General features: G+C 69.0%; 26 protein-coding genes. 16 read left to right on the forward strand and 10 right to left on the reverse strand.

All coding sequences use genetic code 11. The annotated features are described in order from the left end of the window. Positions 1-27: 27 nt before the first annotated feature. From cydB to ABD663_RS14755, 4 genes are all read right to left on the reverse strand, one after another. Positions 28-1059 (reverse strand): cytochrome d ubiquinol oxidase subunit II, encoded by a 1032-nt coding sequence (gene cydB / locus ABD663_RS14740; protein WP_344739844.1) that lies wholly within the window; start codon positions 1057-1059, stop codon positions 28-30. 9 nt (positions 1060-1068) lie between these two features. Further along, positions 1069-2511 carry a cytochrome ubiquinol oxidase subunit I gene (locus tag ABD663_RS14745; protein ID WP_344739846.1) on the reverse strand — a complete coding sequence of 481 codons (1443 nt, stop codon included), beginning with the start codon at positions 2509-2511 and terminating at the stop codon, positions 1069-1071. Between the two features lie 102 nt (positions 2512-2613). Continuing rightward, positions 2614-2982, reverse strand: coding sequence for a hypothetical protein (locus ABD663_RS14750; RefSeq protein WP_344739848.1), 369 nt, complete (start codon positions 2980-2982; stop codon positions 2614-2616). Positions 2983-3088: 106 nt separating this feature from the next. Further along, positions 3089-4678: a M20/M25/M40 family metallo-hydrolase gene (locus ABD663_RS14755; RefSeq protein ID WP_344739850.1), complete on the reverse strand. Its 1590-nt coding sequence runs from the start codon at positions 4676-4678 to the stop codon at positions 3089-3091. Between the two features lie 152 nt (positions 4679-4830). Here ABD663_RS14755 and gnd point away from each other — a divergent pair, with 152 nt between their 5' ends. After that, on the forward strand, positions 4831-5886 hold the full coding sequence (gnd, locus tag ABD663_RS14760; RefSeq protein ID WP_344739852.1) for a phosphogluconate dehydrogenase (NAD(+)-dependent, decarboxylating): 1056 nt from the start codon (positions 4831-4833) through the stop codon (positions 5884-5886). Between the two features lie 10 nt (positions 5887-5896). On the opposite strand, the gene ABD663_RS14765 is transcribed toward gnd, so the two are convergent. Further along, entirely contained in the window at positions 5897-7897 is a 2001-nt protein-coding gene (locus ABD663_RS14765; RefSeq protein ID WP_344739854.1) for a DUF262 domain-containing protein, read from the reverse strand. Positions 7898-8070: 173 nt separating this feature from the next. Here ABD663_RS14765 and ABD663_RS14770 point away from each other — a divergent pair, with 173 nt between their 5' ends. Together ABD663_RS14770 and ABD663_RS14775 are read left to right on the forward strand one after the other, a co-directional pair. Further along, positions 8071-8844: a hypothetical protein gene (locus ABD663_RS14770; protein ID WP_344739856.1), complete on the forward strand. Its 774-nt coding sequence runs from the start codon at positions 8071-8073 to the stop codon at positions 8842-8844. A 116-nt stretch (positions 8845-8960) separates the two neighbouring features. Then, entirely contained in the window at positions 8961-9461 is a 501-nt protein-coding gene (locus ABD663_RS14775; protein WP_344739858.1) for a GNAT family N-acetyltransferase, read from the forward strand. A gap of 2 nt (positions 9462-9463) precedes the next feature. Here the strand turns inward: ABD663_RS14775 and ABD663_RS14780 are convergent, their stop codons facing one another. Next, the gene (locus ABD663_RS14780) at positions 9464-10564 is read right to left on the reverse strand and encodes a phage tail sheath family protein (RefSeq protein WP_344739860.1); all 1101 of its coding nucleotides are present in this window, start codon (positions 10562-10564) and stop codon (positions 9464-9466) included. Between the two features lie 170 nt (positions 10565-10734). Between ABD663_RS14780 and ABD663_RS14785 the strand changes: the two genes are divergently transcribed. The 7 genes from ABD663_RS14785 (at position 10735) to ABD663_RS14815 (ending at position 16844) form a co-directional block, all read left to right on the forward strand. Continuing rightward, on the forward strand, positions 10735-11349 hold the full coding sequence (locus ABD663_RS14785; protein ID WP_344739862.1) for a PadR family transcriptional regulator: 615 nt from the start codon (positions 10735-10737) through the stop codon (positions 11347-11349). A gap of 37 nt (positions 11350-11386) precedes the next feature. Then, a complete protein-coding gene (locus tag ABD663_RS14790; protein ID WP_344740264.1) occupies positions 11387-13075 on the forward strand; it encodes an ABC1 kinase family protein in 1689 nt (562 codons plus the stop codon). A gap of 65 nt (positions 13076-13140) precedes the next feature. Next, positions 13141-13638, forward strand: a complete 498-nt coding sequence (locus tag ABD663_RS14795; RefSeq protein ID WP_344739864.1) for a DUF427 domain-containing protein — start codon at positions 13141-13143, stop codon at positions 13636-13638. Positions 13639-13701: 63 nt separating this feature from the next. Next, positions 13702-14637 (forward strand): diacylglycerol/lipid kinase family protein, encoded by a 936-nt coding sequence (locus ABD663_RS14800; RefSeq protein ID WP_344739866.1) that lies wholly within the window; start codon positions 13702-13704, stop codon positions 14635-14637. Positions 14638-14694: 57 nt separating this feature from the next. Continuing rightward, complete coding sequence (locus ABD663_RS14805; protein WP_344739868.1) at positions 14695-15339, forward strand: NAD(P)H-binding protein; 645 nt, start codon at positions 14695-14697, stop codon at positions 15337-15339. A gap of 162 nt (positions 15340-15501) precedes the next feature. Further along, entirely contained in the window at positions 15502-16017 is a 516-nt protein-coding gene (locus ABD663_RS14810; protein ID WP_344739870.1) for a hypothetical protein, read from the forward strand. Between the two features lie 218 nt (positions 16018-16235). Beyond that, positions 16236-16844: a MarC family protein gene (locus ABD663_RS14815; RefSeq protein WP_344739872.1), complete on the forward strand. Its 609-nt coding sequence runs from the start codon at positions 16236-16238 to the stop codon at positions 16842-16844. Here ABD663_RS14815 and ABD663_RS14820 read toward each other — a convergent pair. Then, positions 16816-17214 (reverse strand): HNH endonuclease, encoded by a 399-nt coding sequence (locus ABD663_RS14820; RefSeq protein ID WP_344739874.1) that lies wholly within the window; start codon positions 17212-17214, stop codon positions 16816-16818. The two genes, ABD663_RS14815 and ABD663_RS14820, sit on opposite strands and share 29 nt — an antisense overlap. A 73-nt stretch (positions 17215-17287) precedes the next feature. Between ABD663_RS14820 and ABD663_RS14825 the strand changes: the two genes are divergently transcribed. Together ABD663_RS14825 and ABD663_RS14830 are read left to right on the forward strand one after the other, a co-directional pair. Next, positions 17288-17650 carry a bleomycin resistance protein gene (locus ABD663_RS14825; RefSeq protein WP_344739876.1) on the forward strand — a complete coding sequence of 121 codons (363 nt, stop codon included), beginning with the start codon at positions 17288-17290 and terminating at the stop codon, positions 17648-17650. A gap of 25 nt (positions 17651-17675) precedes the next feature. Next, positions 17676-18020 carry a DUF2200 domain-containing protein gene (locus ABD663_RS14830; RefSeq protein ID WP_344739878.1) on the forward strand — a complete coding sequence of 115 codons (345 nt, stop codon included), beginning with the start codon at positions 17676-17678 and terminating at the stop codon, positions 18018-18020. 24 nt (positions 18021-18044) lie between these two features. Here the strand turns inward: ABD663_RS14830 and ABD663_RS14835 are convergent, their stop codons facing one another. Both ABD663_RS14835 and ABD663_RS14840 read right to left on the reverse strand, forming a co-directional pair. Next, positions 18045-18617, reverse strand: coding sequence for a DUF2510 domain-containing protein (locus ABD663_RS14835; protein ID WP_344739880.1), 573 nt, complete (start codon positions 18615-18617; stop codon positions 18045-18047). A 30-nt stretch (positions 18618-18647) separates the two neighbouring features. Then, positions 18648-19358 (reverse strand): lysophospholipid acyltransferase family protein, encoded by a 711-nt coding sequence (locus ABD663_RS14840; protein ID WP_344739882.1) that lies wholly within the window; start codon positions 19356-19358, stop codon positions 18648-18650. 142 nt (positions 19359-19500) lie between these two features. Here ABD663_RS14840 and ABD663_RS14845 point away from each other — a divergent pair, with 142 nt between their 5' ends. The 3 genes from ABD663_RS14845 (at position 19501) to ABD663_RS14855 (ending at position 21120) form a co-directional block, all read left to right on the forward strand. Further along, the gene (locus ABD663_RS14845) at positions 19501-20106 is read left to right on the forward strand and encodes an NADPH-dependent F420 reductase (protein ID WP_344739884.1); all 606 of its coding nucleotides are present in this window, start codon (positions 19501-19503) and stop codon (positions 20104-20106) included. Between the two features lie 74 nt (positions 20107-20180). Next, positions 20181-20762: a dihydrofolate reductase family protein gene (locus ABD663_RS14850; RefSeq protein ID WP_344739886.1), complete on the forward strand. Its 582-nt coding sequence runs from the start codon at positions 20181-20183 to the stop codon at positions 20760-20762. Beyond that, complete coding sequence (locus tag ABD663_RS14855) at positions 20755-21120, forward strand: TraR/DksA family transcriptional regulator (protein WP_344739888.1); 366 nt, start codon at positions 20755-20757, stop codon at positions 21118-21120. The genes ABD663_RS14850 and ABD663_RS14855 overlap by 8 nt, the downstream gene beginning before the upstream one ends. Positions 21121-21146: 26 nt before the next feature. On the opposite strand, the gene ABD663_RS14860 is transcribed toward ABD663_RS14855, so the two are convergent. Beyond that, positions 21147-21512 (reverse strand): DoxX family protein, encoded by a 366-nt coding sequence (locus ABD663_RS14860; protein ID WP_344739890.1) that lies wholly within the window; start codon positions 21510-21512, stop codon positions 21147-21149. A gap of 110 nt (positions 21513-21622) precedes the next feature. Between ABD663_RS14860 and ABD663_RS14865 the strand changes: the two genes are divergently transcribed. After that, the gene (locus ABD663_RS14865; RefSeq protein ID WP_344739892.1) at positions 21623-22048 is read left to right on the forward strand and encodes a winged helix-turn-helix transcriptional regulator; all 426 of its coding nucleotides are present in this window, start codon (positions 21623-21625) and stop codon (positions 22046-22048) included. Positions 22049-22086: the final 38 nt, after the last annotated feature.

Consider the following 22086-nt stretch of genomic DNA (forward strand, 5'->3'; position numbering starts at 1 on the left):
GCCCGGCGCCGGCGGGCACGCGCGGAATCAGTGCGCGGCGGCGGCGGCCTTCTCGATGCGCGAACGGGAGACGCGCTTGCGGAAGACCCAGTAGGTCCAGCCCTGGTACGCGAGCACGAGGGGCAGGAACACGAGCGCTGCCCACGACATGATCTGCAGGGTGAGGTCGGTCGACGACGCGTTCTCGATCGTGAGGCTGTAGGCCGGGTCCGTCGTCGACGGCATGACGTTCGGGAACAGGGCCGTCCACAGGGTGAGCACCGCCGCCATCACCGTGGCTGCGCCGAATCCGAATGCCCACCCCTCGCGGTCGCGCAGGTTGAAGACCCACGAGAGCACGAGGAAGATCGCGGCCAGCGCGGCCAGCGCGATCACCCAGACGAGCAGCGGTGCGCCGTAGCGGGCGGCGATGAAGATCGTCCAGACCAGGAAGGCCGCGGCGACCACGATCGTGAGCAGCCCCGAGCGGCGCGCGAGGCGGCGCGCGTCCTGGTGCACCTGGCCGTCGGTCTTGAGCGCGACGAAGTACACGCCGTGAGTGAAGAACAGCAGCAGCGTCGTCAGGCCGCCCAGCAGACCATAGGGGTTCAGCAGCGTGAGCAGCGACCCCGTGAACTCATGGTCGGCATTGATCGGCACACCCTGCACGATGTTGGCGACCGCGACGCCCCACAGCAGGGCGGGCACGGCCGAGCCGATCACGATCATCCAGTCGAAGCGGCTCTTCCACTTCAGATCGTCCTTCTGGTGGCGGTACTCGAACGAGACGCCGCGCGCGATGAGAGCGAGCAGGATCAGCAGCAGCGCCAGGTAGAAGCCGCTGAACAGGGTGGCGTACCACTCGGGGAACGCGGCGAACAGGCACGCGCCGGCGACGATGACCCACGTCTCATTGAGGTCCCACACCGGACCGATGGTGTTGATGATCTGACGTCGGCCGATGTCGTCCTTGCCCAGGAAGGGCAGCGACATGCCCACGCCGAAGTCGAAGCCGTCGAGCACGAAATAGCCGACGAACAGGAATCCGACGATCCAGAACCAGAGGTAGGCGAGATCCATGGCGCGCTCCTAGTAGACCGTCGTCGGGGTGTCTTCGATGGAGGTCGGCTCGGAGCCGGGACTGCCGGGCTCGGGCACGGGATCGGGCCCCTTCTGCGCGGTGCGGACGATGAGCCCGACTTCGACGACCGCGAGGATCGCGTAGATCGCGGTGAACGCGATGAGCGAGACGAGCACGTTCCACCCGGGCACGAGTGGCGATACGCCGTCTTCGGTGAGCATGAGGCTGAAGACGATCCAGGGCTGTCGGCCCATCTCGGTGAACGTCCACCCGATGAGGATCGCCAGCAGCGACAGCGGGTACGACCAGATGGCGATCCGCCACGCCCACTGCGGAACCTCGCGCTTGGCCTTCTTGCGGGTGAGCCACAGGCCGACCAGGGCGACGAGGGCCGCCAGAGCGCCGAGGCCGATCATCCAGCGGAACGTCCAGTAGGTGATCCAGATGATCGGGGTGAAGCTGCCGTCGACCTGGGCGGCGAGCTCGGGCCACTGCTCGGAGTACTCGGCGTTGAGGTTGTTGATGCCCTCGACGCAGCCGTCGAGCGAGTGGGTCGAGAGCAGCGCGAGCAGGTATGGCACCCGCAGCGACCAGACCTCTTCTGAGCCGTCGGGCGTGCCGATGGAGAAGATCGAGAACGAGGCATCCGCCCCGCAGGCCGTCTCGTAGAGGGCCTCGGCGGCCGCCATCTTCATGGGCTGGGTCTCGACCATCACCAGACTCAGCTGGTCGCCCGACAGGAAGGTGCCGGCGAAGCCGAGGAGCATGAGCCACAGTCCGTAGCGCAGCGAGGTGCGCATCATGTCGAGATTCTGTCCGCGTGCGAGATGCCAGGCCGCGATCGAGATGATCACCCCGGCCGCGAACATCAGGCTCGCGAACATCGTGTGCGGGAATGCCGCCAGCGCCACGGGGTTGAAGAGCACCTCGAAGAAGTTCGCCATCTCGGCGCGGCCGCCCTCTTCGCTGAACTGATAGCCGACCGGGTTCTGCATGAAGGCGTTGGCGGCGAGGATGAAGTACGCCGAGAGCCACGCGCCGATCGAGGCGATCCAGATGGTCGCGAGGTGCACGCCGCGGGGGAGCTTGTCCCACCCGAAGATCCACAGGCCGATGAAGGTCGCCTCGAAGAAGAAGGCCATGAGGCCCTCGAAGGCGAGCGGGGCGCCGAACACATCGCCGACGAAGCGCGAGTACGCCGACCAGTTCATGCCGAACTGGAACTCCTGCACGATGCCGGTCACCACGCCCATGGCGAAGTTGATCAGGAAGATCTTGCCGAAGAAGCGCGTCAGGTGCAGCCACTTGAGGTTGCCGGTGCGCACCCACGCGGTCTGGAAGATGGCCACCGTGATCGACATCCCGAGCGTGAGCGGCACGAACAGGAAGTGGTACAGCGTGGTCAGGCCGAATTGCCAGCGCGCGAGCAGTAGCGGGTCGAGCAGGTCCATGTGACGCCCCTTGAGTAACGCAGACGGATGCTGGTTCTCACGCTACACACGTCGGGGCGGCGTGCAGGATCGCCCGCTCGCGCGTCTCCGGTCAGCAGGGAATCAGAAGACGAACATCTGCCCCAGGATCAGGATGGCGATGATGAACAGCACGATGATCGCGCCGATGATCGTGAGAGTGCGCGTCGACAGCTTCGCGACGCCGAACCCGACGAGGAACGGCAGGGCGACCAGCAGCAGCGTGACGATCCACCAGAACGCCATGTAGCCGCCCTGCGTCGCCTCGCTCAGGCGCCCGGCGAACAGCTGCTGCGTGTGGGGGTGGGTCGCGAAGGCGAAGGCGGACGCCAGCGGCACGGCGATCAGCGCGGCGACGATGAGGCCGGCGAGTGCGCCCCAGAGCCCGGATTTCTCGCCGAGGGCGCCGTCGGAATCTGCTGCGCGCGCGGGCGCGTTCTTGTGTGAAGCCATGGCGAGAACTCTATCCATGGTCGGGACGACTCAGCGAGGTCGTCGTCCGCGCGAACAAGCCTGCGGGCGAGGCGATCGCTCGCCCCGCCCGCAGTGCTGGGTCGGACTACTCCACGTCGTCGTGGTCGTGGTCGTGCTCGTAACCGCCGCCGGAGTTGCTGCCGACGGGGCCGGCGGGCTCGGGCCAGGTCCAGTTGCCCGGAACCTTCTTGCCCTTGACGCCGTTCACGGTCTCGGTCGAGTACGCGTACGTCAGCACCGCCGCGGCGACCGCGTCGGAGTTGACGTCGAGCGCGTGGAGCGAGTTGTTGTCGTACGTGTCGCACGCCAGGTGGTAGCACGGGTCGTACTGCTCACCCGCGGTGCCGCCCCAGATCGCCTCCTGCTCCGGGGTCTTCACGACCTCGGCGCCGGTGAACAGACCGCCCGACGGGATGTCGTTCAGGATGAACGCCTGGTAGTCGCTGCGTCCGCTGAACTGGGCGTCGTCGTAGGGCTCGCCCGCCTTCGTGTAGAAGCTCTCGAAGAGGTCCTCGATCTGGATGGATCCCTCGGGGATCGGAACGCCGGCCGGTGCCGGGAAGCCCGACTCGTCCCCGTCGTAGACCATGAACACGTAGTTCGGCGAGCCGATCATGTCGAAGTTCAGGTACAGCGCGATGCGGTCGAGTTCCTCCTGAGGCAGTCCGTTCACGTAGGCGTTCGAGCCGAGCAGGCCGCTCTCCTCGGCGCCCCACCAGGCGAAACGCACGGTGTTCTGCGGCTTGAGCTTCGACATGTTCTGCGCGATCTCGAGCAGGGCGGCCGAGCCGCTGCCGTTGTCGTTGATGCCCGGCCCGCGCTGCACCGAGTCGAGGTGCGCGCCGGCCATCACGACGTTGTCGTCGTTCGTGCCCTTGAGCTCCGCGAGCACGTTGACCTGCGGACGGTTCTCCGGCGGGTCGACCTGGATGTGCGCGGTCGAACCGGCCTGGCTGAGGGCGACGCCGTCGCCGTAGGAGCCGCCGACGACCGGAATCGTCACGCCGGCGCCGTCGGGCAGCAGCGTGCCGACGATGAGACCCTCGCGGTCGGGCGTGTTGCCCTGGTTGAAGATGATCACCGCGGTCGCTCCGGCCGCCTGGGCGTTGCTCGCCTTGATGCCGAACGAGCACGTGCCGCGCTGGACCAGCGCGATGTCACCTGCCGGGAACCCGGCGAAGTCGGCGACGTCACAGCCGCTCGTGCTGGCATTGCCCGCGCCCAGCGCGAGGTCGACCGCGGTCACGGAACCGGTGACATCGCCGTTGCCCGAGCCGGTGAACGCGCCCGTCTCGTACGACGCCGAGAGCGGCGTGAGCTGTTCGAGCACAGCGGCGGGTGTGTAGAGGAAGTCGAACTCGTCGAGGGTGACGGTCCAACCGGCAGCCTCCATGGTCTCGACGACGTACTCGACACTCTGGGTGTAGCCGGTGGTTCCGGCCGCACGGTTGCCGTCGTTGGCATCCGCGATCGCCTGGAAGGCCGCTTGATGCTCGCGGACGCCGTCGACGGTGACGCACTCCAAGAGCTTCTGGTACGTGTTGTTGTTTCGTGCGTCGCATCCGGCGCTCGCGGCACTTGCGGCCGAGAGTGGGACGATCGTGAGCGCGGCCGCGGTGGATGCGGCGGCTGCGTACACGATGACGCGGCGGGAAAGCCCTGCGCGTTGTGACATCGCTTCTCCTTTTTCCCGGGCGCCGGGTCGGCGCCCTAGGAGCCCGACGGTACGCCCCGATCCGACTCGGCGGAACCGTCCTCATCGACTTCTCATCTCGTGGCGACCCGGGCGTCGTGCCTAGACTCGGGCCAGGAGCGGAAGGGGCAGAGATGCAGCTGGGAATGGTCGGACTGGGCCGGATGGGCGCGAACATCGTCCGCCGGCTGATGCGCGACGGACACGAGTGCGTCGTCTACGACGTGAACCCCGACGCGGTGTCGACGTTGGCGGACGAGGGAGCGGTCGCATCGACCGACTTCGCCGACATGGCCGCCAAGCTCGAGGCGCCGCGGGCGGTGTGGCTGATGATCCCCGCGGGGCTCACCGGCGCCGTCGTGGACGAGGTCGCCGAGGCGCTCGAGCCCGGCGACATCATCATCGACGGCGGCAACTCGAACTACAAGGACGACGTGCGCCGCGCGGCGAAACTCAAGGACCGAGGCATCCACTACGTCGACGCGGGCACGAGCGGCGGCGTGTTCGGCCTCGAGCGCGGCTACTGCCTGATGGTGGGCGGCCCCGACGAGGCGTTCGCACGCATCGAGCCCGTGCTGAGGACCATCGCCCCGGGTGCGGGCGACATCGACCGCACACCAGGTCGCTCCGGCGACCATGCCCCCGAGGAGCTCGGCTACCTGCACTGCGGGCCGAGCGGTTCGGGTCACTTCGTGAAGATGGTGCACAACGGCATCGAGTACGGCATCATGGCCGCGCTCGCCGAGGGACTGAACATCCTCGCGAACGCGGATGCCGGTGTCCGCGAGGCCGAGCACTCCGCCGAGATCGCACCGCTGGAGGAGCCCGAGTTCTACCAGTTCGACATCGACACCCCGAAGGTCGCCGAGCTGTGGCGCCGCGGGTCGGTCATCTCGTCGTGGCTGCTGGACCTCACCGCCGCCGCTCTCGAGGAGAACCACACCCTCGACGGGCTGGCCGGTCGCGTCTCGGACTCCGGCGAAGGACGGTGGACGGTCAAAGCCGCCGTCGACGTGGGGGTCCCGGCGCCTGTGCTCGCCTCGGCGCTGTTCGAGCGGTTCGCCTCACGTGGCGAGGACCACTACGCCAACCAGCTGCTGTCGGCGATGCGCCTGCAGTTCGGCGGCCACAAGGAACTGCCCGCCGGCGACGTGCTCGAGGCCGGTTCGCGCAAAGCCGATTCGGAGTGAGGGCGGTCGGCTAGCGGTCGGCCCAGAGGTACGTGTACTTCACGAAGACCTCGGAAGCGATCCCGGCCTCGTCGAGCACGCCCTGCACGGCCGTGAGCATGTAACGCGAGTCCCACCCCATGTAGAGGAATGTCGAGTCGTCGAGCGAGTCCCACTGGCCGTTCCACGACATCGCCGGATACACCGGGCCGCCGCGTCGCGCGCTGTAGGCGACCACTGCGTCGCGCGAGTCCGCCCACAGCCGCTTGAACACCCGGTTGAAGAGGTACTTGACGTCGTAGACCTCCCAGTGCTCGCCTCGGTACTCGACGTACTCCCACTCACGCTCCCAGCCGCGAGGCCAGCCGCGCCGACGGGTCGCGTCGAGGATGGGCGTGAGCCCGTCGTCGTCGATGCTCGTCACCAGCGGGCGCCTCCACACCTCGACGAATGCATCGCTGAGCCGCACGGTGCGAGCCGCGATCGCCGCGGTGCCCCACGTGGACGCCTCGGTCAGCTCGCGGGTCAGCTGGATTCCGCTCGCGGCATACAGCGGCAGCTTGTCGGGGTAGGAGGCATCCATCGCCCGCATGGCCAGGTCGTCTTCGAGCAGGGCGAGGTTGCCGATCGTCTGGGAGAGGGCTCGATGACTGTTCTGCTCGTCGTCGGTGTAGTCGGCCCACGTCCGCTCGCCGTCGCCGCTCCAGTCGTCACCGGGCGCGATCGGGACGATGTGCTCGACGCCGAGGTCGTGGGTGTCGACGTCGCCGGCGAGACGACCGAGCACGTACGCCGGATGCGGCAGGTCGGCGAACTTCAGCGCAGCCCGGATGCGCTGGTCGGACGGCATGATCCGTGCGATGGCACGCGTGAGGGCGTCCGCGCTCTCTTCACGCGCGCGGCACAGGCGGGCGACGAGGCGGTCGACGCTCACGCCGACCACGCTGCGGCGCAGCAACAGCGACTGCACCTGCTCGATCGTCTCGATGAGCGCGTCGCGGTCGATCGCGCCGCGGCGGTGGTCGCGGTAGGCGCGCATGACGAGGGGGTACATGCCGCGCCCGAACACGCCGAGGTAGTGCAGCTGGCGCGAGAGGGAGGCATCCGGCTCGTGCGCGGGTTCGAGCAGCGCGCGATAGATGTCCGAGTACTCGCGCCAAACCGCCGCATGGTGGCGGAGGCTGTCGATGTCCAGACGCGGGAACGTCTGGCGGAAGGCGTCGTACACGCCGCGACCACCCGTCACCGCCACCTCGCGCCCGGTGGTCATGACGAGGTAGTCGCGCCAGAAGCGACCGATCGCCTCGCCGGTGTTCTGCTCGATCGGCAGCCAGTACTCGTCTTCGATCTCGGTCTGCTCGGCATGCGTGAGACCCATCAGCACGTAGTTGTGGATGAGTTCGTGGTCGCGCAACGGCTCGCCGGTCGAGTTCAGGCTCTCGAAGATCTGCTGGGCGTTCGCGCCCTGCTGGAGGGTGATCGCGACGTGCTCGAGCTTCTGCAGACCGCGCCAGACGTGCGGGGCCTCGTCGAGGCTGACCTGGCTGCGGAAGAAGGCGTAGTTGTCGTCGAAACGCGAGTCGCGTGCGGCATCCGCTTCGTGCCGATCGCGCACGACCGCGTCGAAGACGTCCGCCCACGCGCGGTGGGGGCGGAGCTTCGTACGCACGCCGTCGGCGCGCACCAGGACGCGCTCGAGGTCGGCCGCCATGCCCGGATGCGAGTCGCGCACGGTGTGGTGCAGAGCGGCGACCAGCAGCATGAGCGTCGTGATGCGCTGCTGGCCGTCGATGAGGACGAGCTCCGAGTCGCCCTGGGCGACGCTTCCCGCAGAGAGGACCGATCCGATGAAGTGCATCCGGTGGTCGTCGAGGTCGGCCACGGCGCGGATATCGGCGAGCAGCTGCTCGCACGCCCCGATGTCCCACCGGTACTGCCGCTGGTACACCGGGACCACGATCGTCGCGTCGGTCGCCGACAGCCACCGGATGGTGTTGACCGCGGTCGCGTCGATGTTGGTGGCGGTGACCATGTGCTCGCTTCGATGGGGGACGGATGCCGCGGCCCCGGCGGTGCGGCGCGAGGGCCGCCGTCGAGTCTAACGACCGCCGTCGATCCTCCTCTTGCGGGACACCCCGCGGGGATAGGCTTGCCTTAGTCGGGCCTGTAAAAACGCGCTGGCCCACTGAGGGAAAGGTGATCCGCATGGGTTACATCAAGTCCGCCGCTCTGGAGGAGACCGGCTACGTGGTCCTCGACCCGTACGACCAGTCGAAGGATCCGAAGGAGTGGCTCGACATCGAGTACAACGATTGGAAGTCGTCGGGCGACACGCGCTTCGCGCCGCTGGCGAGCGCGTTCGGCGAGATCGAGTGCAACGGGTTCTGGAACCACAAGCCCCCGCGCACCGACAAGGACGGCGTGTGGATCGACTCGCAGGTCGCCAAGGCGCCCAACCTGGTGCGCCGCGCTCAGGAGCCGGGTGCCAACGTGGGTCGCTGCCGGGTGATCGAGCTGCAGCCGACTCCGTACGGCGACTGCCTGTACAACCTGCACCAGGACGACAACAACCGTCTCAACCCCGATGGCACCGGCTGGGTCGTGCGCGGGTTCTTCAATCTCACCGATGACAAGGACAGCTTCTTCGTCCTGCGCGACAACCGCACCGACCCCGAGGGAGAGGTGCGCATCGCCCTCCCCGCCGGTGCGCAGCTGATCATCGATACGCAGCGCCTGTGGCACGCGGCCACCCACCTGGGCAGCGACCCGCGCTACTGCCTGATCACGTCGTGGACGTCCGGCCCCGAGCTCGATGCGTACATCGAGAAGTACAACGGCGTGCCGCACGCCGAGAGCGTCCACGTCGACCAGGCCGTGCTCGACCACGGCTACGCCGAGCAGGCCCGCAAGGACGCCGCCCGCGCCGCCTACTACGCCGCCAAGGGGCAGCAGGCCAAGATCGCGATGAGCGAGGCGTAACGTCTTCGCCGCGCCCGGAGCATCCGCTCATCCGACGCTTGTGCACGCCGATCCGGTGGTGTTCGCGTGCACGAGCGTCGGATGAACGGGGTCGGGCGACCTCATAGGGTGGAACGGTGATCGAGCGAACGCTGACCGACGATGCGACCCTGCGCGCCGCGCGCCCCGGAGACGAGGAGGGCATCCTCGCATGCATCCAGGCACTGGCCGACTATGAGAAGGAGCCGGATGCCGTCGAGAACACCGTCGCGGCGCTGACGGAGTGCCTGTTCGGCGACGAGCCGAAGGTGTTCGCCCACGTCGTCGAGCGCGGTGGCGAGATCGTCGGAATCGCTATCTGGTTCCTCACGTACTCGACGTGGACCGGAGGTCACGGAATCTGGCTCGAGGACCTGTTCGTCTACGACTCCGAGCGCGGTCAGGGCTACGGCAAGGCGCTCATCGCGTCGCTCGCAGCGGTCTGCGTCGAACGCGGCTACCGCCGGCTCGAGTGGACGGTGCTCGACTGGAATGCGCCGGCGCTCGCCTTCTACCGCTCGCTGGGAGCCGACCCGATGGACGAGTGGACCACCCAGCGTCTGACCGGTCACGAGTTGGCGGCGCTCGCGGCACGCTGACGCTACGGCCGAGCGGTCGCGGTCTGCGCCTCGACGCGGAGCACGGTGAACTCGGCGGGCCGCACGAGAGCGACCCCGACCTGGCAGATCAGCCGACCGGCGTCGATGTCGGTCTGTGTCATCGTCGTGCGGTCGCAGCGCACGAAGAAGGCGTGCTCGGGCTTGTGGCCCTGCAGCGCCCCGGCGCGGAACAGACCCCACAGGAAGTCCTCGACGCTCGCCCGCACCGCAGCCCACAGCGGCTCGTCGTTCGGCTCGAAGACGACCCAGTCCAGCCCGCGTTCGATGCTCTCCTCGAGGAACAGCGCGGTCCGGCGTACCGGGATGTACCTCCACTCCGGGTCGCTCGACAGCGTGCGCGCACCCCACAGCACCGTGCCGGCGCGGGGAAGCACGCGGATGACATCGACCCCCAGCGGATTCAGCACGCCCTGGTCGGCCGCGGTCACGACGATCGACGGCCCGGACACGCCGGTCAGCGTGGCATGCGTTCCCGCCGGGGCCTTCCACACGCCGCGCGTGCGGTCGGTGCGCGCGAAGACCCCCGCCACCGCTCCGAGGGGTGAGACGTCTTCGACGGTGCCCTCCGGTGTCGGCCGCCGCACCCGAGGCCAGAACACCGCCGCATCCGCACCGTCGGTCCCCAGAGCGGATGCCGCACCCGCCAGCATGGCGGACTCCGCCTCGGTGGTACCGGGCCAGGGTCCCTCCAGCAGGAGCATCGCCCGGCGATCCCCGAGCGCGGCAGCCGCCGCGCCGACGACGTGCGGGGGAGCGACCGGATCGGACGGGATCGCCACCAGCGTGGCATCCCGATGCATGCCCTCGATCTGCCGGGCGACCGCCTTCGGAGTCAGCCGACGAACGGGCGCCACCCACGCCTGGCGGCCACCGCCGAGCAGGAACAGCTCGACCGCGGTCGCCACGGCGGTGCCCGTCGGCCAACGGCTCTCGAACTCGGCGATGCTCGTGACCAGCGCTGCGTCGGTGTCGCCGCCTGTGACACCGACGAAGGCCGCGAGGTCGGTCGGAACAGCCTCGATGCGTCGCGGCCCCCTGGGCACTTCGTCGATGTGGACCCCCGGTGCACGGTACGTCGGCATGGCCTCACCCCCGGCCCCCGAGCCTTGCGAACGGTGTGCCGCGATGTCAACGGATGCTGAGAACCCGGTGTGAGCTCGCGCCGATCTGCGCACGCAGGCGTAGTCTCAGCGATATATCGTTCGCTATCGCCCGAGTGTCGGGTGCATATCGTCGAGTGAGGAGCATGACCATGAACGCAACGTTCGGCTCGGACCCGTTCGGCACGCGCGGATCGGGATCCGGCGGATCCGGCTTCGGCGGCTCGAGTGCATCCGGAGGCCAGGGCGGCTGGCCCATGTCAGGGCTGTGGGAGGCACTCGACCAGCTGCGCGAGGGCTTCGAGCAGCGCTTCACCGGGGGCAGCCGCATGGGCCGCGGAGACGTGCGCACAGCCGTGCTCGCCCTGCTGCGTGAAGAGCCGATGCACGGCTACCAGATCATCCATGAGATCGAGGAGCGCAGCGGCGGCATGTGGAAGCCGAGCCCGGGCTCGGTGTACCCCACGCTGCAGATGCTCGCCGACGAAGGACTCATCTCCGTCGAGGAGTCGGGCGGCAAGAAGGTCTACTCGCTCACCGAGACCGGGCGCGCCGAGGCCGATGCCGGCGCCGACCAGTCGGCACCGTGGGAGACGCCCGGGATGAAGGACGCCGCACGCGCCGGCGCACTCCCGAAGGCCGGGGTGAAGCTCGCCCAGGCTGCGGCGCAGGTCGGTCGCACCGGAAGCAAGGAGCAGATCGACGAGGCCGTCGCCGTGCTCGACGAGGCACGGCGCAAGCTCTACGCGATCCTCGCGCGCGAATGACGCTCGGCCGTCCGCGCGTCGGCATCATGGAGGGATGATGGCCGACGCCGTCGGCGGTCGCGCCCGCTACCGCCGCATTCTGCGCTTCGCCGCGCGCTACATGGCGCAGGCGTGGTGGTACGAGCTGATCCTGCCGCGCATCGGCCTGGCACGGCTGGGCGCCCGTGGCCGCGAGCGCCGTCTTCAGCGGATCGCACGCAACTTCCACGGTCTGGCGGTGCAGCTGGGCGGCCTCATGATCAAAGTCGGGCAGTTCCTCTCGTCGCGGCTCGACGTGCTGCCGCCCGAGATCACCAAGGAGCTCGAGGGGCTGCAGGACGAGGTGCCGCCGGTGGACTTCGAACGGATCCGAGCTCTCGCCGAGGCCGAGTTGGGCGTGCCGCTCGACCGGGCGTTCTCGAGCTTCGACGCGGTGCCGGTCGCCGCGGCATCCCTCGGGCAGGCGCATCGCGCCACGCTGTCGGAGGAGGATGCGGCGATGACGGGGTTCACCGACGTCGTCGTCAAGGTGCAGCGGCCCGGGATCGACGACATCGTCGCGATCGACCTCGCGGCTCTGCGCAAAGTCGCCGGGTGGCTGGACCGGGTGCGGATCGTCTCGGATCACGTCGACCTGCCGCGACTCATCGAAGAGTTCGCCGTGACGAGCTTCGAAGAGATCGACTATCTGAACGAGGCGAGCAACGCCGAGCGTTTCGACGCCGACTTCGCCGATGACCCGCGCGTGGGTGCTCCCGACGTCGCGTGGGAGCGCACGACGCGGCGGGTGCTGACACTGCAGGATGTCACCGCCATCAAGATCAACGACGTCGAGGGGCTGCGTGCGGCCGGCATCGATCCGTCGGAGGTGGCGGCCGGGTTCGCTGCCGTCATGCTCGACCAGCTGTTCGGCAAGGGGTACTTCCATGCCGATCCGCACCCGGGCAACATCTTCGTCACGCCGGCGGTGTCCGGCTCGGCCGATGCTGACGGTCGGCCGTGGACGTTGACGTTCGTCGACTTCGGGATGATGGGCGAGGTGCCGTCCCGCCTGCGCGAGGGCCTGCAGAAGGTTCTCATCGCGGTGGCCGCCCGCAACGGCAGGCAGCTGGTCGATGCCTTCCAGGACGTCGGGGTCTTGCTGCCCTCCGCCGATACGAACGAGCTCGAGCGGGTGCTCACGGCGCTGTTCGCCCGCTTCGGAGGCATGGGCTTCGCCGAGCTGCGCGATGTCGATCCGCGCGAGTTCCAGGACTTCGCGGTCGAGTTCGGCGAGACCATGCGATCCATGCCGTTCCAGCTGCCCGAGAACTTCCTGCTCGTCATCCGGGCGATCTCGCTGACGTCGGGAATGTGCAGCTCGCTCGATCCGACGTTCAACATCTGGGATGCCGTCGAGCCGTACGCCCAGCGCCTGCTGCGCGACGAGAGCGGCGGAATCGTCCGGTCGTTCGCGCGCGAGGCCGTGTCGACCGCCGGGCTGGTGGCCCGCATGCCGAAGCGTCTCGACGACGTGCTCACCCGCCTCGAGGACGGCCGCATCTCGGTGGAGACGCCGAAGCTCGATCAGCGGATGCGGCGACTGGAGCGACTGGGCCGTCGCGCCGTGTCGGCGGTGATCTTCGCGGGACTGCTGGTGGGAGGCATCCTGCTGCTGCCGACGGCACCCGTGTGGGGTGGGATCCTGATGGGGGTCTCGGCGGTGCCGCTGCTGCACGCGGTGCTGGCCGGCTTCTCGCGCTGGTGACGGAGCACCCACGGCGGTGGATGGCGGACGGCCCCCGGTCGCCCTGGCGGACGTACCGTGGAGGGATGCGGCATCCCGAACCCGATCCCATCGAAGCCGGCCAGGAGTCGGTGTGGGACTACCCGCGACCGCCTCGCGTCGAGCGGGTGGTGAAACGGCTGACCATCGAGCTCGGCGGCGAGACCATCATCGACACCGACGATGTCGTGCGGGTGCTCGAGACGAGCCATCCGCCCGTCTACTACGTGCCGGTCGCCGACTTCGCCGAGGGGGCGCTCCGTCCCGGCGGCGGGTCTTCGTTCTGCGAGTTCAAAGGCGCCGCGCGCTATTTCGACGTGTACGGCGGCGATGAGCGCCGTCCGCGTGCGGCGTGGGCCTACCCCACGCCCACTCCCGGGTTCGAGGTGCTCGCCGACCGTGTCGCCGTATACCCCGCACCGATGGACCGCTGCACGCTGGAGGGCATCGACGTGCAGCCGCAGCCGGGCCGCTTCTACGGGGGGTGGATCACGCCCGACATCGTCGGTCCGTTCAAGGGCGCTCCGGGCTCGTCGGGCTGGTAGACCTCACGAGCGTGTGTGTCAAGGGGGCACGCATTGTCGCAACCCGGCCCGAGACTCGACGGTGTGACACCTTCTCGCCTCGCCGTCGTCTACAACCCCGTCAAGATCTCCAGGGACGACCTCTGCGACGCCTTCGACGCGGTCGACCCTGACGCGTGCGCCGCCGCCGACTGGTTCGAGACGTCGGCGGACGATCCGGGCCGGGGTGCAGCGCAGCGCGCGCTCGAGGCCGGCGCCGAGCTGGTGGTCGTCGCGGGGGGAGACGGCACCGTCCGCGCCGTCGCGGAGGTGCTCGCGGGAACGCAGGCCGCGCTCGGGATCGTGCCGCAGGGCACCGGGAACCTGCTCGCCCGCAATCTCGACGTGCCCCTGGGGGATGTCGCGAAGGCGCTGACGCGTGCGCTCGAGTCCGAGGACCGGCCGATCGACATCGGGTGGATCTCGCTCGACGGCGACGGGAACGACCACGAACGCGCGTTCGTGGTCATGGTGGGGTTCGGTCTCGACGCCAACATGCTCGTCGAGACCGATGAAGACCTCAAGGACAAAGCCGGCTGGCTCGCCTACGTCGAGGCGCTCGGCCGCGCGGTCTCAGACGGAGAAGTCGTCGACTTCACGCTCGCCCTCGACGACGGCGAGCCGGAGCAGGTGTCGGGCCACACCCTCGTGATCGGCAACTGCGGCACGATCCAGGGCGGCGTCGCATTGCTGCCCGATGCCGTGATCGACGACGGGCGGCTCGATCTGCTGCTTGTGAGCGCCGACACCGTGGTGGGCTGGCTCGACACGGTGCGGTCGTTCGTGTGGGACAACGGCGTGCGCCGTTTCTTCGAGAAGGACGCGCCGCTGGTCGACTCCGAGAGCGCGCGACACCTGTGCGGAACACGCATCGCCGTCGATCTGCCCAGGCCCCTGGCTTTCGAGATCGATGGCGAAGAGGTCGGAGACGTCCGGTCGTTCCGCGTTCGGCTCGACCGCGGTGCGCTGCGCGTGCGCTGACGACGCGCGCCGCGACCCCAGCGAATAGGCTCGAACGACGGACCGGAAGGAGCCCCCATGGCCCGCATCCTGCTCATCGGCGGACACGGCAAGGTCGCGCTGCTGCTCGAACCCCTGCTCGCCGACCGCGGCGACACCGTGACCGCGGTCGTGCGCAACCCCGACCACGAGGCCGACGTCGCCGCGACCGGCGCCACGCCCCTCGTCGCCGACGTCGAGACGTTCGACCTCGATCAGCTGACGAATCTCGTGAGCGGCAACGACGCGGTCGTCTGGTCGGCCGGTGCCGGCGGGGGCGACCCGCTGCGCACGTACGCGCTGGATCGGGATGCCGCGATCCGCTCGATCGACGCGGCCGTCGCGGCCGGGGTCAAGCGCTACGTCATGGTGTCGTACTTCGGTGCGCGCATCGATCACGGCGTGCCCGACGACAACCCGTTCTTCGCCTACGCCGAGGCGAAGGCCGCCGCAGACGAGCATCTGCGGGCGAGCGGTCTCGACTACACCATCGTCGCGCCGAGCTCGCTGACCCTCGACGAACCGACCGGGCGGATCGACGCGACTGCTGCGACATCGGGTTCGGTGCCGCGTGCCGATGTCGCCGCCGTCATCGCCGCCGTGCTCGCCGACGATTCGACCATCGGCCGCACGATCCGCTTCAACGGCGGCGAAACGCCGATCGTCGACGCCCTCGGGCGCTGAGCGCCCGATTCGGACGATCCGGTCCGAATCCTCAGGATCGCGCAAGGTTTTGCGCAGGGTCGCTCTCGAGGTACGGACGATTCACGTGCCGTTCCTATACTCGGCGATGCGTCGGCGAGCGTCGGCGCGCAGTATGCACATTCTGGGGAATGGGAGCAGGGAATGAAGAGAATCGCGAAGGCCGCGGGAGCACTGGCTGCCGCAGGCGCGCTCGTCCTGGGTGTCGCGGCGCCCGCGAGCGCCGCGGCGTACCCGGGCACGGTCATCAGTGACGGCCGCTACATCGTGAAGTACGAGACGCCGAAGGCGGATCTGAGCTTCCAGGTGGGCTGCACGAGCCACAGCGACACTCCGTACGTCGCGGTGTTCGCGCGGAAGACGGGTCACACGAACCGTCCGATCACGGTGAGCATCGAAGCGACCGGCGGCAAGGGCTGGACCGACACCGGGAAGTACCGGGGCGACGCCGTGCTCGACAAGGCGCTCGGGTCGACCGCCTACACGAGCCTGGCCGCCTACAAGGCGGACGGGTCGGCGTGGGATACGCGGCCCGCCGGCACGATGACCGTCACGCTCCAGCAGTTCAACCTGGACGGCAGCGCCTTCGGCGAACCGCAGTCGTTCACGTATCCGCGACCCGCCGTGAACTGCGCATCGGTCGGCGGCGCCGTTCTCTGACATCCCGACGTGCCAGCGGGTTCGACGCCCGTGGCCATCAGCACCGGATCGGTCCGGTCGACCGCGTGTCGCCGTGACCGGTCCGGTGACGTCGTCGTGGGCTGCGGCCGGGGAGCCTCGTCGACCGGGCGGCCCGCGGGCGCGTCTGCTCGTTTCTGGCCGTGGGGCGCGCGGCTCGGTAGCGTGAAGGTCATCGCCGCGGTGCCGGGAGGACATCGATGATCACGGAGCCCACGCTCATCACGATGGGCATCGCGCTGTTCACGCTCACGAACCCGATCGGCACGTCGCCGGTGTTCCTCGCGCTGACGCAGAGCAAGACGGTCAAGCAGCAGCGCCACATCGCGCTCATCGCCGGTCTCGGCGTGTTCGTCGTGCTGCTGGCGTCGCTGCTGATCGGCACGTACGTCCTCGCGTGGTTCGACATCGACGTGACGAGCTTCAAGATCGCCGGTTTCGCGTTCGTCGCGATGATCGCGTGGGGGATGTTAACCAAGCAAGGGTCGCCCGTCGCAGCGACCGATGGCTCGCCGGCGATCGTCCCGCTCGCCTTTCCGGTCCTCGCCGGACCCGGCGCGATCGCCCTGATGGTGAGTTTCTCGCACGACCACTCCACCCTCGAGGACTACGCGTGGGGAGTCGCGATCGTCGCCATCGTGGCGATCCTGACGACCGTGGTGCTGTACCTCGCGCCGTTGCTGATGAAGGTGCTCGGCGAGCAGGGCATGTCGGTGTTCACCAAGGTGTTCGGACTCATCCTGCTCGCTATCTGCGTGCAGGCGGTCCTCAGTGCACTGATCACGGCGTTCCCGGTGCTCGGCGGCTGATCGCCGGCTCGGACTCCTCCGGTGGCGGGGCGTCCCGCAGGTCGCGCACGACCTGCGCCCACCGAAGCAGGAATGTCGGCTCGTCCAGCCGGCGTCGCCGCATCCACGACGTGACCTCATCGTTGCACTTGCTGGCATTGCACGACCGACACGCGGGCACCACGTTGTCGAGCGTGTACCGGCCGCCGCGCGAGATCGGCAGGACGCAGTCCTTCTGCAGGGCCGCTCCCTCGGCGCCGCAGTAGGCGCATCGGGCCCATGCGTCGAGGATGCGATGCCATTGCCCGTCGGTGAGATCGCTGCCGGACGCCGCCACCCGCCGCGTGCGACGACGTGCGGCGCGCGCCTTCCGGGAGTTGCGAGCGGGCATGCCCGCACCGTATCGTCCAGCGCCCTGTGGGGGCGGGGTGCCGCGCCGAGTGGGTGTGGGCTACCGTCGGGTCATGGCCGATCGCGCGGTTCCCAACCTGCCGTCGCGCGATTTCGACGCGACCGTCGAGTTCTACGGGCGGTTCGGGTTCGAGGTCAGGTACCGAGACGGCGGCTGGATGATCCTCGGTCGCGGCGGCGTGCGGCTGGAGTTCTTCCCCGCGCCCGAGGTCGACCCGTACTCCAGCGGGTACATGGCCAGCATCCGTGTGGCCGACCTCGACGGCCTCTACGCTGAGGTGCGTGCGAGCGGCGTGCCCGAGCGAACCACCGGCATCCCCAGGCTCGTCCCGGTGGCTCTGCAGGAGTGGGGCCGGCGCGTCGGATATCTCATCGATCTGGACGGCACCCAGCTGCACCTCATCGAAGACGAGTGACGGTGCCCGTCGGTAGCCTGGGGTGATGCACCGGATCTACTCGATGGCGTTCGCGGCGGTGTATCCGCACTACGTGACGAAGGTCGAGCGCAAGGGTCGCACGACCGCCGAACTCGACGAAGTGATCGAGTGGCTCACGGGGTTCGACGAAGCCGACCTGCGTCGCCACCTCGACGAGCACACGACGTTCGAGGACTTCTTCGCCGACGCCGATCTCAACCCGAACGCATCGATGATCACCGGCGTGATCTGCGGGGTGAAGGTGCAGGAGATCGAGGATCCTCTCATGCAGAAGATCCGCTACCTCGACAAGCTCGTCGACGAACTCGCGAAGGGCAGGCCGATGGAGAAGGTCCTCCGCAAGCCGTGAGCTCGCGGTGCCGCGGATGCCGGGTCAGTCGCGGTGGCGGTAGTGGCTCGACAGGGTCGTCACCCAGGCGACGAATCCCTGTGCGTCGGCATCGCGACCGGCCGGAACGGGCACGATCCACGCCTGATCGGCGGAGTCGATGAGCATGTAGGCGGCTGTGGGGCGGATCTCGCGCTTCAGCATGCGTCCGGGGATCGGCCCGGTGGGCGCGAGAGCGCCACGGGAGGCGAGCGACTTGGCCAGCTTCGACCGACCGACCAGGTTCGAACCCGGCTGAACGGACGCCGCGACCTGCCCGACCGGTCTGCTCAGCTCGCCGAAGTGGATCCACCGGCCGTCGGCGACGACGCCTTCGAACTCGCGCTCCTCGCCGCTGTAGCGGTAGGCGTTGGTCCATTGCCGGCCGTCCCACCAGCGCTGGCGGCCGTCGACCTCGTGCCACCCGGCGGGCGCGGCGGGTGCGTTCGCGGGGCCCGCGTCGTTGCGCAGCACGGGCAGGTCTTCGCGCAGGTCGACGACGTCGTTCGACCAGCGCTCGCCATCCCACCAGCGCTGACGGCCGCTGCCGTCGTCATACCATCCGGGTGGTGCTCCCATGGAAGTCGAGGGTAGTCCGGGTCTGGCCGGTCAGTCGCGCGAGCCGGCGTTGACGCTGCCCGAGCGCTCCTGGCCGCTCAGCTCGGCGATGGCCGCCATCATGCGCTCGGTGATCTCGCGACGGGCCTTGCCGTCGGGCACGTCCTCGAGGTCGGTGAGATCGAGCGGCTCTCCGAAGCGGACCTCGAGACGGGGCCGTCCCGGCAACAGGTGGCCCAGGGGCTTCACGGTGCCGGTGCCGATGAGACCGACCGGCACGACCGCCGCGCCGGTGTCGCGCGCCATCCACGCCGCGCCGCCGTGGCCCTGGTGAAGTCTGCCGTTGCGCGAGCGGGTTCCTTCGGGGAAGACCGCGAACACGCTCCCGGCCCGAAGGATGCTGCTGCCGGCATCGAGGGCGGCACGGGCATCCCGACCGGTGGCCCGGTGCACGGGCACTCCGCCGATCGACGTGAAGAACCAGCGCAGGAAGCGGCCGAGCACCCCGGGGCGCGTGAAGTACGACGACTTGATGAGGAACTGCACCGGTCGCGAGGCCGACGTCGGGATGATGACGGTGTCGAGCGACGCCAGGTGGTTGCTCGCGAGCAGCACCGGTCCGCGCCGAGGGATGTCGTCCCGACCGGTGACGCGGGGCCGGTAGATCAGCCAGAACAACGGTCGCAGGACGACCCGTCCGATGAAGTAGATGGCGCCCGGTCGCGGGGCGGGGGGAGGGGTCGACGGGACGGGCGCTGTCACCTCGCCACCCTACCTGTCGTCACTGCGGGGGTCGGCGGGGTCGGCTGCGGCGTCGGATGCCCGGAATACCGACTCGTCGCACGCGTTGGTGCCGAGCATGACGACGATCGGATTCATCGGTTCAGGAAAGATCGGAAGCGCGATGGCACGGGTGGCCGTGGCGCAGGGCTATGACGTGGTGCTCAGCAACTCGCGGGCGCCCGAGACCCTCGACGATCTGGTCGCCGAGCTCGGCCCGAAGGCGAGTACGATGTGGGCAGCGGATGCCGCAGCCGCCGCCGACATCGCGGTCGTGTCGATACCGCTCCACGCGATCTGGGACATCGACACCGCCGGGCTCGAGGGCAAGATCGTGCTCGAGACGAACAATTACTACCCGTCACGCGACGGCCGCATCGCGGCGATCGACGAGGAGCGCGCGACGACGACCGGGCTGCTGCAGGACCTCGTGCCCACCGCGAAGGTCGTGAAGGTGTTCAACCACATCTACTCGGCGCATATCGCCCGTCAGGCGCTGCCCGCCGGCGATCCGAACCGGCGCGCGCTGGCGATCGCGGGAGACGACGCCGAGGCGAAGGCCTGGGCGCGGACGTTCGTCGATGGCGCCGGCTTCGATGTCGTCGACGTCGGCACGGCGGCCGAGAGCTGGCGCATCGAGAACGGCACGCCCGGCTACGGGCCTCGGCTGACGGTCGCCGAACTCGAGGCCGCGCTCGCGAGCGCCGACCGGTCCGTCGTCCACCCCTGACGGGAGGCATCCGTCCTGGCGCCGGCGTCGGCGGTGTGCTGGACTGTGCGGGCCCGCTCGTCGAAGGAGAACCCATGCCCGCACGCTTCGTGTATTGGATGAACGTCTCGCTCGACCTGTTCATCGAGCACGCGCCGAACGAAGACGGCGGCGGGGACTGGATGAGTATCGGCGAGGAGCTCCACGAGGAGTTCAACGGGCGTGCGGAAGCGCTCACCATGATGGTGCAGGGGCGCAGGGTCTTCGAGACGATGGAGAACTTCTGGCCGGCGGCGCGCGACAACGCCGAGCTGCCCCAGGTCTATCGCGACTACGGTCGCATCTGGACCGACAAGCCGAAGGTGCTCGTCTCACGCGAGCGCACCGAGGCGCCGCACAACACCACCGTGTTCGGCGGCGACGACGCGTTCGCGCGGCTCGGTGAGCTTCGCGCGGAGGGCAGCGGTGACATCGGTGTCGGGGGAGCGGGCGTCGCGACGCAGCTGCTCGGGGCCGGTCTGCTCGACGAGGTGCTGATCTTCACGCATCCGGTCATCCTCGGCGCCGGTCGGCCGATGTTCGACGCGGTGAGCGCGCCCGTGCGGCTCGAGCTGCTCGAGCAGGGCACGTACGCCGGGGGTGTCACGCTGCACCGGTACGCGGTCCAGGATGCCTGAACGCCCGGATCGCGCGTCACTCGGCGTGCTCCTCGCGGGCGTGCGCGACGATGCGCTCGCGCGCCGGGACGCCCTGCAGCAGGCGGCGGCCGACCTTCGCCGCGACCGTGGCGCCGAGACCGCCGACGACGAGCACGACCCCGAAGGCGTCACGCTGTCGATGGAGTGGGAACGAATCGAAGGGCTCCGCATCGCCGCCGAGCGCGACCTGTGTGAGATCGACGAAGCCGTCGCCCGCTGGGATGCCGGCGAGTACGGCCGCTGCGAGGGGTGTGGACGCGGCATCCCGAGCGAACGGCTCCGGGCGCGACCGACCGCGAGGCGGTGCGTGCCCTGCGCCGAGCGGATCGGCGCGTGACGACGATCCGTCGTCCACGGTCGCGGTCAGAGTACGACGAGGAAGCCGAGCACCGCGCTCGCCGCGGAGAGGACGGTGAGCACGACGGTGCGGGAGGCGTTCTCCTTACGGCGGACGTGCACGACGGTCGCGCCGACCATGACGACGGCCAGGGCCGTGGCTGCGATCGGAGTCAGGATGGGCGCGATGTTCGTGAGCAGCGGCAGGATCAGGCCGATGCCGCCGACCAGCTCTGCGATGCCGACGAGCTTGATCGTCGGGTCGGCGAAGTCCTCTGCCCAGCCCATTCCGCCCTCCACGAGAGCGGGCTTCGACTTGGCGATCTTCATGATGCCTGCGGCGATGAAGACGAGCGCGAGCAGGGCGTTGAGGATCCACAGGGCGATGATCATGACACTCCAGGGTGGGACAGTGCGGTCTGTTACTGTTCGTAAGCAACCTCATCATGTGTGATTTCGAGGTGCGGTGCAAAAGGCACACCGATGTAAGAAGGTGACACCCGATGGCGAGCACGCGCAGGGATCCGAGCGAACCGGCGACCACCGACTACGAGCGCACGTGCGAGGACGGTGCTGCCGGCACCGAGCACGGACGCGCGGTCCGCGACGTCCTCGATCGGATCGGCGACAAGTGGTCCCTCCTGGTCATCGGCACACTGCGGCACGAGAGACGGCGATTCACCGAGCTTCAGCGCCACATTCCGGGAATCTCGCAGCGCATGCTGACTCTGACACTTCGGCAACTCGAACGGGACGGATTGATCACGCGGACCGTCCACGCTGAGGTGCCGCCGCGCGTGGAGTACGAGCTCACGAGCCTCGGAGGCACGCTGATCGTGCACGCGATGGCACTTGCCCACTGGGCGATCGAGAACCGCCCGCAGATCGAGGCCGCCCGAGTGGCGTACGATTCCACCCACGCGCGCTGAGCGGGCGGCGACTCCGCGCCCGGTATCCCGGAACGGCG

The organism is Microbacterium awajiense (genome assembly GCF_039536545.1).
GTDB lineage: Bacteria > Actinomycetota > Actinomycetes > Actinomycetales > Microbacteriaceae > Microbacterium > Microbacterium awajiense.